Origin of the sequence: Crocinitomix catalasitica ATCC 23190 (assembly GCF_000621625.1) — a bacterium.
In the GTDB taxonomy this organism is placed as follows: domain Bacteria; phylum Bacteroidota; class Bacteroidia; order Flavobacteriales_D; family Crocinitomicaceae; genus Crocinitomix; species Crocinitomix catalasitica.
In genome coordinates this window covers 17229-32103 of the sequence record NZ_JHXV01000032.1, presented here as the reverse complement: position 1 = coordinate 32103, position 14875 = coordinate 17229, and the positions used below count along the sequence as shown (strand labels likewise).

At 35.5% G+C, this 14875-nt stretch carries 12 protein-coding genes; all 12 read right to left on the bottom strand.

Annotated features, from left to right (window positions below; genetic code table 11):
* Position 1: 1 nt before the first annotated feature.
* The gene (gene mraY / locus T367_RS0116210) at positions 2–1240 is read right to left on the bottom strand and encodes a phospho-N-acetylmuramoyl-pentapeptide-transferase (RefSeq protein WP_027420793.1); all 1239 of its coding nucleotides are present in this window, start codon (positions 1238–1240) and stop codon (positions 2–4) included.
* A 1-nt stretch (position 1241) separates the two neighbouring features.
* Complete coding sequence (locus T367_RS0116205; protein WP_027420792.1) at positions 1242–2702, bottom strand: UDP-N-acetylmuramoyl-L-alanyl-D-glutamate--2,6-diaminopimelate ligase; 1461 nt, start codon at positions 2700–2702, stop codon at positions 1242–1244.
* Positions 2702–4771 (bottom strand): penicillin-binding protein, encoded by a 2070-nt coding sequence (locus tag T367_RS22765; RefSeq protein WP_035845386.1) that lies wholly within the window; start codon positions 4769–4771, stop codon positions 2702–2704. The genes T367_RS0116205 and T367_RS22765 overlap by 1 nt, the downstream gene beginning before the upstream one ends.
* Before the next feature lie 10 nt (positions 4772–4781).
* Positions 4782–5195, bottom strand: a complete 414-nt coding sequence (locus T367_RS0116195) for an FtsL-like putative cell division protein (RefSeq protein ID WP_027420791.1) — start codon at positions 5193–5195, stop codon at positions 4782–4784.
* On the bottom strand, positions 5192–6109 hold the full coding sequence (gene rsmH, locus T367_RS0116190; protein ID WP_027420790.1) for a 16S rRNA (cytosine(1402)-N(4))-methyltransferase RsmH: 918 nt from the start codon (positions 6107–6109) through the stop codon (positions 5192–5194). The genes T367_RS0116195 and rsmH overlap by 4 nt, the downstream gene beginning before the upstream one ends.
* Complete coding sequence (mraZ, locus tag T367_RS0116185) at positions 6099–6560, bottom strand: division/cell wall cluster transcriptional repressor MraZ (protein ID WP_027420789.1); 462 nt, start codon at positions 6558–6560, stop codon at positions 6099–6101. The genes rsmH and mraZ overlap by 11 nt, the downstream gene beginning before the upstream one ends.
* Positions 6561–6958: 398 nt before the next feature.
* The gene (locus tag T367_RS0116180; protein ID WP_027420788.1) at positions 6959–7756 is read right to left on the bottom strand and encodes a DUF4249 family protein; all 798 of its coding nucleotides are present in this window, start codon (positions 7754–7756) and stop codon (positions 6959–6961) included.
* Position 7757: 1 nt separating this feature from the next.
* Positions 7758–8561 carry a DUF4249 domain-containing protein gene (locus T367_RS0116175; protein WP_027420787.1) on the bottom strand — a complete coding sequence of 268 codons (804 nt, stop codon included), beginning with the start codon at positions 8559–8561 and terminating at the stop codon, positions 7758–7760.
* A gap of 5 nt (positions 8562–8566) precedes the next feature.
* Positions 8567–10930 (bottom strand): TonB-dependent receptor, encoded by a 2364-nt coding sequence (locus tag T367_RS0116170; RefSeq protein ID WP_027420786.1) that lies wholly within the window; start codon positions 10928–10930, stop codon positions 8567–8569.
* 104 nt (positions 10931–11034) lie between these two features.
* Positions 11035–13086, bottom strand: a complete 2052-nt coding sequence (locus T367_RS0116165) for a S9 family peptidase (protein ID WP_027420785.1) — start codon at positions 13084–13086, stop codon at positions 11035–11037.
* 1 nt (position 13087) lies between these two features.
* Complete coding sequence (locus T367_RS0116160; protein WP_027420784.1) at positions 13088–14254, bottom strand: FtsX-like permease family protein; 1167 nt, start codon at positions 14252–14254, stop codon at positions 13088–13090.
* Positions 14255–14311: 57 nt separating this feature from the next.
* Entirely contained in the window at positions 14312–14650 is a 339-nt protein-coding gene (gene rbfA, locus T367_RS0116155; protein ID WP_027420783.1) for a 30S ribosome-binding factor RbfA, read from the bottom strand.
* Positions 14651–14875 lie beyond the last annotated feature (225 nt).

The window sequence follows — 14875 nt, the reverse complement described above, 5'->3', positions numbered from 1 at the left end:
ATTATCTTAACTTCAAAGTCACAATAGTGATAACAGCTAGCATTACACCAACAATCCAAAACCTTGAAACTATTTTTGATTCATGCATTCCCATTTTTTGAAAATGATGATGTAAAGGCGCCATCTTAAAGATTCGTCGACCTTCACCGAATTTCTTCTTGGTATATTTAAACCAACCTACTTGCATCACTACAGATAGATTCTCCATAATGAAAACACCACATAAAACAGGAATCAATAATTCCTTTCTAATCACGATGGCAAATACAGCGATAATCCCACCTAATGCTAAACTTCCTGTATCTCCCATAAAAACAGATGCTGGATAAGAATTATGCCATAAGAAACCAATACAAGCACCCATAAACGCAGAGATAAAAATCACCAGCTCGGATGAATAAGGAATGTACATGACATTGAGATAGTCGGCAAATTCGACATGTCCAGAAACATAAGCCAGAATCGCCAAAGCAATACCAATAATCGCTGATGTTCCAGTCGCTAGACCATCCAATCCATCCGTCATATTTGCTCCGTTAGAAATGGCAACCACTAAGAAAATCACGATTGGAATAAACAATAACCAACCATAACTCTTATTCGTATCACCAATCAACCAGTTATAATTGAACTCATTTTCTTTAACAAAAGGAATAGTTGTTGTCATATCCTTCGTTCTAACCCATCTTGTATCCTCTGCATTATCTTTATGCAAATGCGTAACATCAGTACTATTTTGAACGACAGCATCAACATGAACCTCTTCATGCACCTGTACATCTGGATGGAAATAAAGAATAGATCCAACGAAAATCCCAACAAAAATCTGACCTACAACCTTAAATCGGCCAGCTAAACCTTCTTTATTCTTTTTAAATACTTTAATATAGTCGTCAATAAAACCAATAGTACCGAGCATTACTGTTGACACCAACATCACGATCACATAGATATTATCAAGCTTTGCAAATAACACTGTTGGAATAAGAATTGATGCCAAAATGATCAATCCACCCATTGTTGGCGTACCTTCTTTTTCCTTTTGCCCTTCCAACCCTAAATCACGAACACTTTCGCCGATTTGCTGTTTGCGCAATGCATTAATAATTCGTTTTCCAAAAACCATTGAAATCAACAATGATGTAATTATTGCCATTGCCGCTCTGAACGATATATACTGGAACAAACCTGCTCCTGGCATTCCTAATTCTTCGAGATATGTAAATAAATAATACAACATACTATTGTTTCTTTTTTAAGATTTGTTCTAAAGTTTCTAAATCGTCAAAAGGAAATCTTTCCCCTTTTATTTCTTGGTATTTTTCGTGTCCTTTACCAGCTACAAGAATGATATCACCCGCACTTGCTAAAGCACAAGCTACTTTGATTGCCTCAGCTCTATTTTCGATTGCCATTACACGACTCATTTTATCAACCGTTACACCAGCCTTCATATCTTCAATAATTTCAGTTGGATTTTCAGAACGAGGATTATCAGAGGTCAGAATGACTTTATCACTCATATCACAAGCGATTTCCGCCATCAATGGACGTTTCGTTTTATCTCTATCTCCTCCGCAACCTACAACCGTAATCACTTGCTCATTTCTTGTTCGAACAGCTTCAATAGTCGCCAAAACATTCTTTAGAGCATCTGGCGTATGTGCATAATCAACAATTGCGATAACACCACTGTCAGCCTGCAAATATTCAAAGCGTCCTTCAACAGATTTTAGATTACTTAAACCCTGCAACACTTCCATCTCATCCAATTCCAACTCCTGTGCCACAGCATAAGTCAAGGCAATATTATAAGCATTAAACCCACCTATTAATCGCGTCCACAATTCGTGGTTATTCAATTTCAAAACAAGACCAGAGAATGCGTTTTCAAGAATTTTCACCTTATAATCAGCGACCGTCTTCATAGCATAAGTTCGAACCTTAGCTTTGCTGTTTTGGGTCATCACCAAACCATTTGTATCGTCAGCATTTACAATTGCCACAGCTGAAGATCTTAATTGATCAAAAAACTTTTTCTTAGCATAGATATACGCTTTAAAAGTCTCGTGATAATCCAAGTGATCGTGGGAAATATTTGTAAAACACGCGATATCAAATTCTAATCCTGCAATACGATCTTGATCAATCGCATGCGAACTCACCTCCATAAAACAATAAGCACAACCTTCATCAACCATTTGTCTCAATAATTGATTTAAAGCAATTGGATTCGGTGTTGTATGCGTAGCTGGAATTTCAGTTTGCCCGATCTTATTCACCACAGTAGATAACAACCCACAGTGAAAACCTAAACTAGACAATAAACTATGTAATAAAGTAACCGTAGTCGTTTTACCATTGGTCCCTGTAATACCAATCAACTTTAATTCAGCAGATGGATTATCATAAAAATTAGCCCCTAAAAGCGCCAATGCTTGATGAGAAGATTTCACTTGCACATACGTAATCTCTTCCTTCATTTTAATAGGCAAAATCTCACACACTATAACAGTAGCACCTAGATCAATAGCCTTTTCTATAAATAAATGCCCATCAACCTGCGTTCCTTTAATCGCTACAAAAACTGCATCCTCTTCAACCTCTCTTGAATCAAAAACAATCTTATTCACCTCAATATCAAGCGAACCATGCACAGCAGTTAAACCTACCTTGTATAATATATTTTGTAATACCTTCATTAATTCAAAGTCAAATAAATGATTTCACCATTATTAAAATTTGCACCAGCCGATAACGACTGAGTTACCACACTCCCCACTCCTTTAATTCGAACATACAAACCTGCTTTCTCCAATAGATAAATCGCATCATTCAAAGGCATCCCTTTCACATTTGGAACTTTACCTTTTTCAATTGCACGTCTTTGTATATCCAACCCTTTGCTGGTTTTTAGCGCGACCACATAATCCGTATTCGGCGCAGAATTAGTATACTTCACATTCATATACTTTAAAGCCATTTCCGTCATTGCAGCATCACCAACCAACACTTTCGGACTTGAAGCCGCGAGCTCAACATCATTATTATAATCCCTATGATACTCTAAAGAAGAGGCATGAACCTTGTTTGCAATTGCTGTAAACACTGTTCCAGAAACGATCGCACCATAAATCTCTTTTGTAGGACCTGCAATTACCACGATACATGAATACTTAGGTTTATCAGCAGGGAAATAACCCGCAAACGACGCTTGATACAAATTAGAATAACCTAAATTTTGATCAACAATTTTCGCAGTACCAGTTTTTCCCGCAATCTGAAAATTGGCACTTTTTAATTGTTTACCAGTCCCTCTAATCACAACACCTTCTAAACATTTTTTTAGCTTAGCCAAAGTCGTTTTTGAACAAATCGCTTCTTTCAAAACAACCTTATCATACTCTTCAACAATTTGCCCATCACGACGAACTTGTTTTACAAATTGAGGCTTTACCAGTTGACCATTATTTGCAACAGCATTATACAATGCCAAAGTTTGCAACGGTGTTATCTCCACCTCATAACCAATCGCCATTTGAGGTAACGTAATTCCAGACCAACCATCTTCACCTCTATTCTTAATCACAGGTTGAGCCTCACCAGCAATATCAATCCCTAATTTATCTGCTAAACCAAACGATTTTAAACGATCAACAAAAGTTTGCGCGTCATTATAATAAGCCTTGTGTACAATTCTAGAAAAAACATTAGAAGACAATTCGAAAGCATGTTGAATTGTAATTTTTCCATAACCATTAGGATTGGTATCATCGATTCTGTGATCATAGAATTCATAACGACCGACAGCATTCACAGTATCCGTAATATCTGCACGACCATCCTCAAGCAAAGCCATTAAAGACGCCAATTTGAAAGTCGAACCCGGATCTGTTTTTGTTCCAATCGCATGATTATATGATTCATAATACTCACCATCAGACGCTCTTTTAAGATTCGCAATTGCCTTTACAAAACCAGTCTCCACCTCCATTAAAACAACCGAACCGTGCAATGCTTCTTGCGCCACCAATTGTTTTCTCAATTCATTCTCCGCTACATCTTGGATATCAATATCAATCGTTGTTACAATATCAGCACCTATTACTGGATCTTTTAAATAATCCCCTCCAACAGGCTTCCAACCGTTACTCACATATTGCTTTGCTAACAAGCCAAAATCACCTGCCAAGTACTCATCGAAGGCACCCTCTAAACCAACAGGCATAGCACCTTCACGCTTATAACCTAAAGTACGTTTAGCTAAAATACCATAAGGCATTTGACGTTTTGAAATCTTCTCTTCAATAAACCCACCTTTATATTTTCTTTCTCGCAGAATAGGAAATTCACGTACTTTTTGAAGCACATCATATTTTACACGGTTTTGTAACGGGAAATACTTTTTCTCATCTGCCCTTCCTTTACGCAAAGAAGCATCCCATTCTCTTTTTGTTTTCTCAGGAAAAACTGAAGCCAAATAAAACGCTAATGAATCCACCTCTTCAAACAACTCATCCTTAATAATCGACAAATCAATATGTAAATTATAAAGAGGAACAGAAGTAACAAGATCACTACCATCATCAGACAAAATTCTACCACGCATTGGCATCACACTATCAATTCGTGTAGGCATATCGTCCTCATCATAAATTGTCGCCATTTTTGATTCCGGAACGACAGAGCCGTATTGAATCGCAATAATTCGAACCACGATTAAAAGCATAGTAATACCTACCACAAAATAAATGAGGTAAGCTTTTAACATTATGCTTTTTTTATCTTCCACTCTCGAAGTTGTATTTATTTACTTTTATTTTCTTTGGCGAAGTCAACGCTTCCTTAACACCAGTTCCTTTTAATTTTTCTGCAATCGTCCTTCTACCTCTTTGCGAATTAAAAGCACTTCCCAACGTGAAGTACTCAGAATTTAACTCCCCTAATTCACGCTCTAGATTCACTTCTTTTTTTGTCACTGTCTCAGCATAATACCCCCACCCTATAAGCACAACTAGCAGAAAGCCAATAAAAAAAGTAAAAGGCAAATTCTTCACGAAATTGTCACGAGACAAAAAGTCTCCGTTCATTATTTGAACAATTAACTTTCGCGACCTAACCATTCGCTTTTTATCCTCAACTTCTTTTTTCGAAGCCTTAGATTCCGCAGCTGCTCTATCTAAAAACTCATTCATTCCGCTTCTTTTATCGCTATTCTCATTTTCGCACTTCTCGCTCTTGGATTCATTGCGATCTCTTCAGCCGTAGGAATTATAGGCTTTCTATTCACAGCGGTTAATGGTTTCTTCACCACACCATAAACATCATCCTTTTCCAAAACTCCTGTAAAATTGCCAGAGCGTATAAAGTTCTTTACTAACCGATCCTCAATAGAGTGATATGAAATCACAACCAACCTTCCACCATCTTCTAAAATCTTTGCAGACTGCTCTAACAAATCCATCAAAGCACCCATCTCATCATTCACCTCAATTCTAATCGCTTGAAAAACCTGCGCTAAATATTGTGTTTGCTTATTTCCTTTTACTATATCTTTTAAAAGATCAACCAAATCCTTAGTTGACTCGATTGGCGACTCTTTACGACGAACCACTATATCACGCACCAACCTTGGCACACTTTTAATATCTGCGAAAGAATTAAAGATGCGGTACAATTCTTTTTCAGGATAATTGTTCACCACTTGATAAGCAGTCAACCTTGCATCCTGATTCATTCGCATATCCAAACGACCTTCTTCACGAATCGAAAAACCTCGACCACCCGTATCAAACTGATGAGAAGAAACACCCAAATCTGCTAAAATCGCATCTGCTGTTTCTAATTCGTAATACTTAATAAAATTGCTTAAGAATCTAAAATTGGCATTTACAAAAACCAACCTTTCATCATCAATTACATTTGCTACAGCATCCGTATCTTGATCAAAAGCCATCAAAACCCCATCATCACCTAAGCGATTCAAAATCTCTCTAGAATGACCTCCACCTCCAAACGTAACATCAACTACAACATCGTCTTTTGCGATTTGCAATCCATCAATAGAAGCTTTAAACAATACAGGTATGTGATATCCACTATTCGTCATCTGAGCCAATTTCTCCCATAACCTCATCGGCCAAATCAGAGAAATCACTCATGTTCTCATCCAGTACAGCGAAGTACTCTGATTTATCCCAAATCTCTATTCGGTCATTGTAGGCGGTTAACATTATATCTTTATTTAATCCAATTCGCTCCATCAAAGCCGTAGGAATCAACAATCGACCTGTTCGGTCAAGCGTCAATTGCTTAGCACCTTGATGAAACAATCTGTAGAACATTCGATTCTTAGGCTTAAACAAATTCAACTTCGATAATTTACCACTCACTTTCTCCCACTCATTCATGGGATAAATTGAAAGACAATTCTCAAAACCTTTGTTCATCATAAAAACCTCATTCGCCGAAGGATCCAATTGCTTGCGCAATCCCGCAGGGAAGAGAAACCTCCCTTTAGCATCAAGCTTGCATTCGTATTCTCCGACTAGTCCGTTCATATTAGAATGTAAAAATAAATATTAAACTCCCACAAATTACCACCAAATATAGTATTGTTGATAACTTTAAGGATGATTTACTATTTGTATACTACAAACATAATCAAAAGTTACCACAAACAGTGACTTTAAGGCAAAAATATTAAAGTGGTAATTTGTGGGTTATTTTTTTCAATTGTGAATAAAAAATGACTTTTTCAAAAGTTAAATTCACTTACATGAAATTCAAATTTGAATCCTAGGAAGAAGTCTAATTGCAATTTTTCGGACAGAAAAAAACCCGTTGACAGATTTGTCAACGGGTTTAATATTTTATTCTAAGTTCGATTATAAACATCTAAAATGGTCGAACTGAGATGTTTTTATATCGCTACGAAAGTCGATCGATAAAATTCGAATTAAGGGATAATTACAGACATGGTATCAACCATATATAGTCCAAAATAACCAAACCCTGTTCCTGTTAAATTCGATGGTGGATTTGCCGGTGCAACACCTAATCCACTGTCGTTAATAATATTTGATACACCTAGTAAATAGTCATAATTAGCAGCATCAACACCGATCAATTCGACCAAGACCGTATCATTACGTTTTGCTTCCGACCCAAAGAAATAAGCGAAATAATATTGACCATTTATGAAATCGTCATTCCCGAGATAAAAACCTTCATTCTCCTCACCATTCCTGTAAATTTTAACCCAATAATAATTCTTTTCATCAGCAGCATCGACAGAATGAAACGCTATCAAGTAACTAGTATCTTTTGAAATGCCTCCAATTCCTCCTACCAACATTTGATAAGACAAAGAGTCAATTTTAGGCTTCTTGAAGGTTTGAGTTTTAGAAGTAATATGCTTATCAGCAATCTTAACATCTAAGAAATATTTAGTGGAAGGCAGAACCTGAAAACCATCAGCATGATACAAACCTGGTTCTGTTTCTAAAAAATCATAAACATTCCCACTTTCATCCGTCACCTGAATTGTTCCACCAGACAATAAATCATAATTACCGTCATTGGTCACTTTTCCAGACAAACTTAATTTAGCAAAATTAGCACCGACATAGTTCTTAGCTGTAACCTCAACCACATATTCAACATCCGCATCATTTAATGGCAAGTCAATCACCTTTTGACAAGCAATAATCATTAGAGAAACAACTAACAGTTGGAGTTTGCCAAACAACTTCATCTTACGGAAGAATGAGTGTTAAAGTATCTAATGTATAGGCACCAAAATAACCAATACCATTTTCAATATTCGTCACTGGATTAGCTGGCGCTGCAGCGAAAGCACTTTGACTAAGATTAAGAGACAACGTATTCAAATAAGTGAAATTCGCTTCATCCATCGACTGTAATTCAACAAAAACAGTATCTCTTGGTCCAATTTGAGTTCCAAACATTGGAGCTACAATTTGTAAGCCATTAAACAATTTATCATCTGTTAGATAGAAATTCTCATCTGCCTTACCATTCACCCACGACCGAATACGATAATAATTAGTCTCATCAACATCGTCCATAAAATTGTAAAAAACCAGGAAGGCAGTATCTTCAGTCTCCCCAAAAAAACCACCCACTTGCATTATATAAGTCAATGAATCAATAACGGGTTTAGCGTTCGTTTTCGCATTTGCAGTCAAAACTGTTTCAGCCGCATTTACAGTTAAATCATAAGTATCATTCTCATTCAGAACAAAACTTGGGTTTAAATATCGCCCAGGCACTTCTACCGACTCAACGAACTCATATTCAACCCCAGCACCATCCTTTACAAAGACAGTACCTCCCGATATCTTTTTATTCGAATTACTATCATCAGAACTTACTGTTTCAGACAAGAGCACATAGCTCTCACCTGCAAAGCTTCGCATATTTGCTTCAACGACTATCTTTTTATCTGACTCTTGCAACTCAATATCAATCACTTTTTCACACGCTACGAATGCAAAAACGGATGATAAAACTAATATTTTATTAAATCTATTTTTCATATTATTTAGAATGTAAAATTATAACTAATTGATGGCACAATTTTGAATAAAGACAACTGAATTGCTTCTGTTTGCCCCGTCTCTTCATTTGCTTGAAATCGAATAGAATAAGCATTCTCACGTGCATAAGCATTGTATACTGAGAAATTCCAACTCGACTGGAATCTTTTCTCTACCTGCACCTCTTCACCTGAAATTGGATCGGGAACCATTTTATACTTCTTATTGTGCAAGGTCAAACCTAAATCTAATCTATGGTAATCCGGCATTCTATATCCATTTCTTTCAGAATACAAAAACACTTCCTGTTCCATCACTTCGTACTTACCACTTGGGAATGTAACGGCATTACCTGTGTAATAAACCCAAGTAGCAGAAGCTGAAATTCGATCAGTAAAATTATACATTGCTACAATTGAAATATCATGTGTACGATCTTGTTTTGCAGCATACCATTCTCCATTATTTATCTCATCAAATTGACGCTCGGTACGTGCTAAAGTATAAGTAACCCAACCTGTGAATTTACCTTTTCGTTTTCTCAATAAAAACTCAACTCCATAAGCCCGTCCAACACCATATAACAACTCACCTTCAACTTCAGGATTCAAAGTTACGTTTGCACCGTCTCTATAATCGATTGTGTTCTGCATATCCTTATAATAAACCTCAGTAGAAAACTCAAGCATATTATCCATGAAGTTTCTAAAATACCCCAATGAAACTTGATCGGAAATTTGCGGCTTAATATTATTACTAGAAGGCACCCAAACATCTGTAGGTGTGCTACTTGTTGTATTTGACAATAAATGCAAATATTGGTAAGTTCTAGAATAAGAAGCTTTTACAGAACTCTTTTCATCAACATTAAAATTCATCGACGCTCTTGGTGCGAACCCATTGTAAGCTGCAACTTTCTCCCAGTCACCGTAGGTTTCTGTAGCTGTTTTATTCCCATCTTCATCGTATGAAAAGATATCACCAGGACCTAATTGCATAAAATTAGAATAACGAATACCGTAGATTAGCGATAATCGTTTCTTAATTTTTTGCTCATTAGACAAATACAAAGCTGACTCGAGCGAATAACTATTCTCAATATCATTCAATTCAAAACCGATATCCGAACCTGTTTCAACTTGTCCAGGTTTGAAGGTATGATAAATCATATTCCCTCCAAAACTTAATGTATTATTACTATTCAAATAATAATCAAAATCCTCCTTTAAGTTCCAATCTTGAATTTCAGATCCGATTTCAAAAGTCTCATCATTTGTACCAAACTTGATCTTGTAATTATAATTCGAAAAGATTAAAGAAGTATTCCCAAACAATTTATCTGAATACAAATGATTCCACCTTGCAGTTCCTGTAATATTCCCCCAATCGAATCCTATTTGATCGTCAAAACCAAATTTATCACGACCGAAATATCCAGATATAAAAACGCGATCCTTATCACTTAATCTATAATTTGCTTTGGCATTCAAATCATAAAAATAGAGTGTTGCAGATTTTGCAGCTTCATTTTTTGACAATCCTCTAAACACATCTAAATAGGTTCTTCTTCCAGAAAGAATGAATGAACCTTTATCTTTTACAATAGGTGCTTCTATGGTTAATTTAGAGGAAATCAATCCTATACCTCCACTTACTGATAAACGCTTCATATTCCCCTCTTTCATATTGATATCCATCACAGAAGCCAGTCTACCACCAAATTGAGCAGGAGCACTACCTTTATATAGCTTAACATCTTTTAGAGCATCCGAATTAAATACTGAAAAGAAGCCTAATAAATGAGACGCATTATAAACTGGGGCACCATCTAATAGAATTAAGTTTTGATCAGCAGATCCACCTCGAACGAAAAACCCTGCACTACCTTCACCTGCAGATTTAACGCCAGGCATTAATTGCATTGTTTTAAGGATATCTTTCTCCCCAAAAAGCACGGGGATATTTTCGATGTCTTTTACATTAATTTTATCAACCCCCATTTCTGTAGACTTGATATTTTCATCTTGCTTCTCAGCTGTCACTGTCACTTCACCAAAAAGCCTTCCCTCTTCCTTTAATTCTAAATTCTTTACCAGATCATCATTCAGATCGACCTTTACCGTCACTTGGTCGAAACCAATAGAACGATAAGTAATTGTATAAACACCCTTTGGTAAAGTTAAAGAATAGAACCCATAGACATTTGTTACAGCGCCGGTACCTGGTAATTCTTCGACAACAATTCTCGCACCTATCACATCTTCACCCGACTCGAGTGATTTTAAATTACCACTTAAGGTAGCTTTTTCTTGTGCGATAACAAAGACCGACAATAATGTAAAAAGGAGAGTTAATTTTAATTTTTGCATTTCAAATTTTTTATCTATAAAATTAAAGACGGAGCAATAGGTTTAAAGTTACAGGCCAAACGGTAATTTTTATTAATTATTTCGATCTGTTCTTTTTACATCAATTATTGACGAGGTTCCTTCAAATATTTATCTAACCATTTATAATATTCTCTATGCCAAAACACACCGTTTTGCGGGGACAATACCCAATGATTTTCTTCAGGAAACAATATCATTCGACTATCAATTCCTTTGATTTGCAGCGCTTGAAACGCTTCCAAACCTTGATTTAGAGGTACTCTAAAATCTTTTTCCCCATGAAAAATCAACATAGGCGTATTCCAGTTTTGGACTAATTTATGCGGAGAATACTTCTCGTAACTTCTTGGCTTGATTGCATTGTAATAAGGTCCTCCAATATCTTTATTCGCAAAAAACAATTCCTCCGTGGTACCATACCAACTTTCAAGATTAAAAAGACCACAGTGCGATACAAAACATTTAAATCTATCCTCATGAACACCTGCTAAATAATAAACAGAATACCCACCATAACTTGCTCCAACCGCACCAACTCTATTTTCATCAATATATGGTTCTTTCACTAATGCATCAACTGCCGATAAGTAATCACGAATTGGTTGACCACCCCAATCTCCAGAAATATCATCATTCCAAACTTGTCCAAACCCTGGCAATCCACGTCTATTAGGCGCAATAATAATATAGTCGTTTGCTGCCATTAATTGAAAATTCCATCTATAAGAGAAGAACTGACTCACGGCACTTTGAGGACCTCCTTGACAATAAAGCAAAGCAGGATACACTTTTTTAGGATCAAAATCAGGTGGATAAATTACCCAAACTAATTCGGTTAACCCATCAGATGTTTCTACCCACCGTTCTTCAACACGACTTTTTTGAATGGTATCATAAATTTCTTTATTTACCGCAGTCAATTGTTTATCTTTTCCAGTTTTTAAATCGATACTAAAAATATCCGTAGGATCATTCATCGATTGTTTGCCAGCAACTAATTTATCACCAGCAAATGCAATAGATGTATAATTGTGCATTCCCTCTGTTAACTGTTTTACTTTCGACTTTTTAAAATCATAAACAAAAACTTGATAAGTAGCATTCTTCACAGCTAAAAAATAAATTATTTCATTATTCTCGCCCCAAATAAAACTTGAAACAGTAATATCTTCGTCATCCGTAATATTCGTTTTTAGACCGCTTTTATAATCGTAAACGATAATATCATTTTTATCAGACTCAAAACCATCTTGCTCCATTGCAAGCCAAGCAATTTTACTTCCATCTTTATAATAAACAGGCTCTGTATCATAACCCATATTACCTTTTGACATATTAGAAGTACCACCTAATAGCAAATCGTAATTATAGATTTCAGAATTCGTACTAATTGCATATTGCATTCCTTTTGATCGTTTCGCAGTATAAACAACGGAATTCCCATCAGGTGAAGTTGCAATTTGCTCCATACCACCAAATGGCTTCATTGGCGAATCAATCAATTCACCTTTTAAAATATCAACACCCCGGCCTTGCATTAATCCATCTTGAAGAACTGCGACAAAAATATGTGAACGAAGCCCTGTATTCCATTCTCCCCAATGACGATACATCAAATCATCAATAACGCGAGCATTTGACAATTTTAAATCTTTTTCAGTTTCATTCGAATTCACACGCTCCATTTTAACATCTGCAGTGAAAAGTATTTTTTTACCATCATCAAAATATTTGAACCCAGTCATATTTTGACCATTCTCTTTTGAAATTTGAATTAATTCGGTTCCGTCAGGATTCATTTCAAAAATCTGAACAGTCCCCTCTGTAGGAGATTTCGCTAAAAAACCGATCTTTTTGCCATCTGGACGCCACAGTGCATTAAATTCACTCCCTGGTAGATCTGTTATTTGCTTTGGTTCACCACCAGAAATTGGCATTACATACAACTCACTTTCACCTTTATTCTCTTTTAAACTGTACGTTTTTAGACTAAAAAGTATTTGTTTATGATCAGGTGAAACTTGAATATTTCCAACTCTCTTTAGTTTCCACAAAAGTTCTGGTGTCATTTTTCCCTGTGTGAAGCCAACTGTCACTATAAACAATCCGGTTAGTATCCCTAATAATTTTGTCATATTATTTAATTATATTTTTTATTAAAAATTTTGAAGGCAAAAAGGCAGCAATTGTGCCAATTATCATTGTTATTCCCAAAATTAACAATAGATCTTGCAATTTAAAGGCAATTGGGAAATAATCTATCGCACTATTATGCATTCCTAATAGCCCGAATTTCATCTGTAAAAGACATACTGCATAGCCAAGAATCAAACCTCCAACAAGACCAATACCGTTAATCAACAAACCTTCGTAAAAGAAGATTTTATGCAATTGATTTTCTTTCGCTCCCATTGCTTGAAGCGTCTTTAAATTATTTCGTTTTTCAATCACTAACATCGTAATTGATGCCACCATATTGAAGGTTGCTAAAAAGAAAATAAAACTCAATAGGATGGTTGTAATCAGTTTTTCGGATTTACTTGTTTCGTATATCAACTGATTCTGTTCGAAGCTTGTTTTAACTTGAAAATTTTCTCCAATAATTTGTTCTATCTCCAGTTTCTTTTCATCGAGGTTAATTCCTTCCTCAAAATCCATTTCTATTTGCGTAATTTCATTTTTATAATTAAAAATCTCGGCAGCATAGTCAATTGGAACGATCATTAAATCTTGATCAACTTTATTGTTAAAAGTAAAGACACCAACTATTGGAATTTGAGCTGTTGTAAAAGCATCAATATTCTTGAGTTGATTCTGGCTTATTTTCTCATTCTTATTCGGTGCATAAATTGTGAAATACTCATATTGTCGCCCAATCTCAAAAATGAAACCATCCAACTGAACAATCGCAGCTGCACCAATAATTGCCAATGGTCCATATTCATCCGAAAGAATACTTTGCCCATCTAATAAATGATCGTCCATATTACACATGGATAAAAATTGAGGCTCAACTCCTTTTATTGTTCCAATTATAAAGTTGTCTTGATTTTTTACGATGGCAATTTCCTCAATTACTTCCGAATAATTGACAAGGCCGTCAACCTCTAAAACATCTTGACTGATAAAATTTCGATCGAATGTTTTGGATGATTTAGATGTAATTTCAATATCAGATTCAAATGCATTAAACATGTTTAACACTAAATTCTCAATGCCATTAAAGCCTGATAAAATGATAACCATCGCCGCCGTTGAAATTAAAATTCCAAAAACAGAGACTCCAGAAATGATGTTGATCACATTCCTCGTTTTTTTCGAAAAGAGATATCGACGAGCTATGAAAAACGAAGAATTCACCTATTTTTTTAATAGTTGATCTATTTCTTCTGCATAGTTTAATGAATCGTCAATATAAAAGCTTAAATCTGGAATTCTACGCAAGGTTTTACCTAAACGCTTCCCCATTTCATAACGAATTTGATCCTTATGCTCCTTTATACTTTTATATACTTCCTGAACATCTGTATGTCCAAAAATACTCAAATAAGCTTTTAAGTAGGACATGTCAGGAACAACACGAACTTCTGTCACACTCACCATCGCACCTAAACATACCGTTCTAGCAGTCTCACGAAAATAAATACTCAACTCTGATTGAATAACGCCTGCTACTTTTTTCTGTCTTATTGAACTCATGGTACAAAAATAGTAATTTACTTCTTAGTAATCTGTATTCTACTATACCAAACATACAGACTAAATTGTTAAAGTTCTGACATCTTCATTTTGAATTAAGACTAGAAATACTAAAACAAATCCTTTTTATTTTCGATATTTGAATTTCAATCCTACTTTTGTTAACTGTGAAAGGAATAATTCAACTCTTCAAGCTTACTTTTTTGTATCGAAGAACCTCTATCC

Bases quoted from the DNA above. Each gene is read 5' to 3' on its own strand.
- mraY (WP_027420793.1), bottom strand. From the start codon at position 1,240: ATGTTGTATTATTTATTTACATATCTCGAAGAATTAGGAATGCCAGGA.
- T367_RS0116205 (WP_027420792.1), bottom strand. From the start codon at position 2,702: ATGAAGGTATTACAAAATATATTATACAAGGTAGGTTTAACTGCTGTG.
- T367_RS22765 (WP_035845386.1), bottom strand. From the start codon at position 4,771: ATGTTAAAAGCTTACCTCATTTATTTTGTGGTAGGTATTACTATGCTT.
- T367_RS0116195 (WP_027420791.1), bottom strand. From the start codon at position 5,195: ATGAATGAGTTTTTAGATAGAGCAGCTGCGGAATCTAAGGCTTCGAAA.
- rsmH (WP_027420790.1), bottom strand. From the start codon at position 6,109: ATGACGAATAGTGGATATCACATACCTGTATTGTTTAAAGCTTCTATT.
- mraZ (WP_027420789.1), bottom strand. From the start codon at position 6,560: ATGAACGGACTAGTCGGAGAATACGAATGCAAGCTTGATGCTAAAGGG.
- T367_RS0116180 (WP_027420788.1), bottom strand. From the start codon at position 7,756: ATGAAGTTGTTTGGCAAACTCCAACTGTTAGTTGTTTCTCTAATGATT.
- T367_RS0116175 (WP_027420787.1), bottom strand. From the start codon at position 8,561: ATGAAAAATAGATTTAATAAAATATTAGTTTTATCATCCGTTTTTGCA.
- T367_RS0116170 (WP_027420786.1), bottom strand. From the start codon at position 10,930: ATGCAAAAATTAAAATTAACTCTCCTTTTTACATTATTGTCGGTCTTT.
- T367_RS0116165 (WP_027420785.1), bottom strand. From the start codon at position 13,086: ATGACAAAATTATTAGGGATACTAACCGGATTGTTTATAGTGACAGTT.
- rbfA (WP_027420783.1), bottom strand. From the start codon at position 14,650: ATGAGTTCAATAAGACAGAAAAAAGTAGCAGGCGTTATTCAATCAGAG.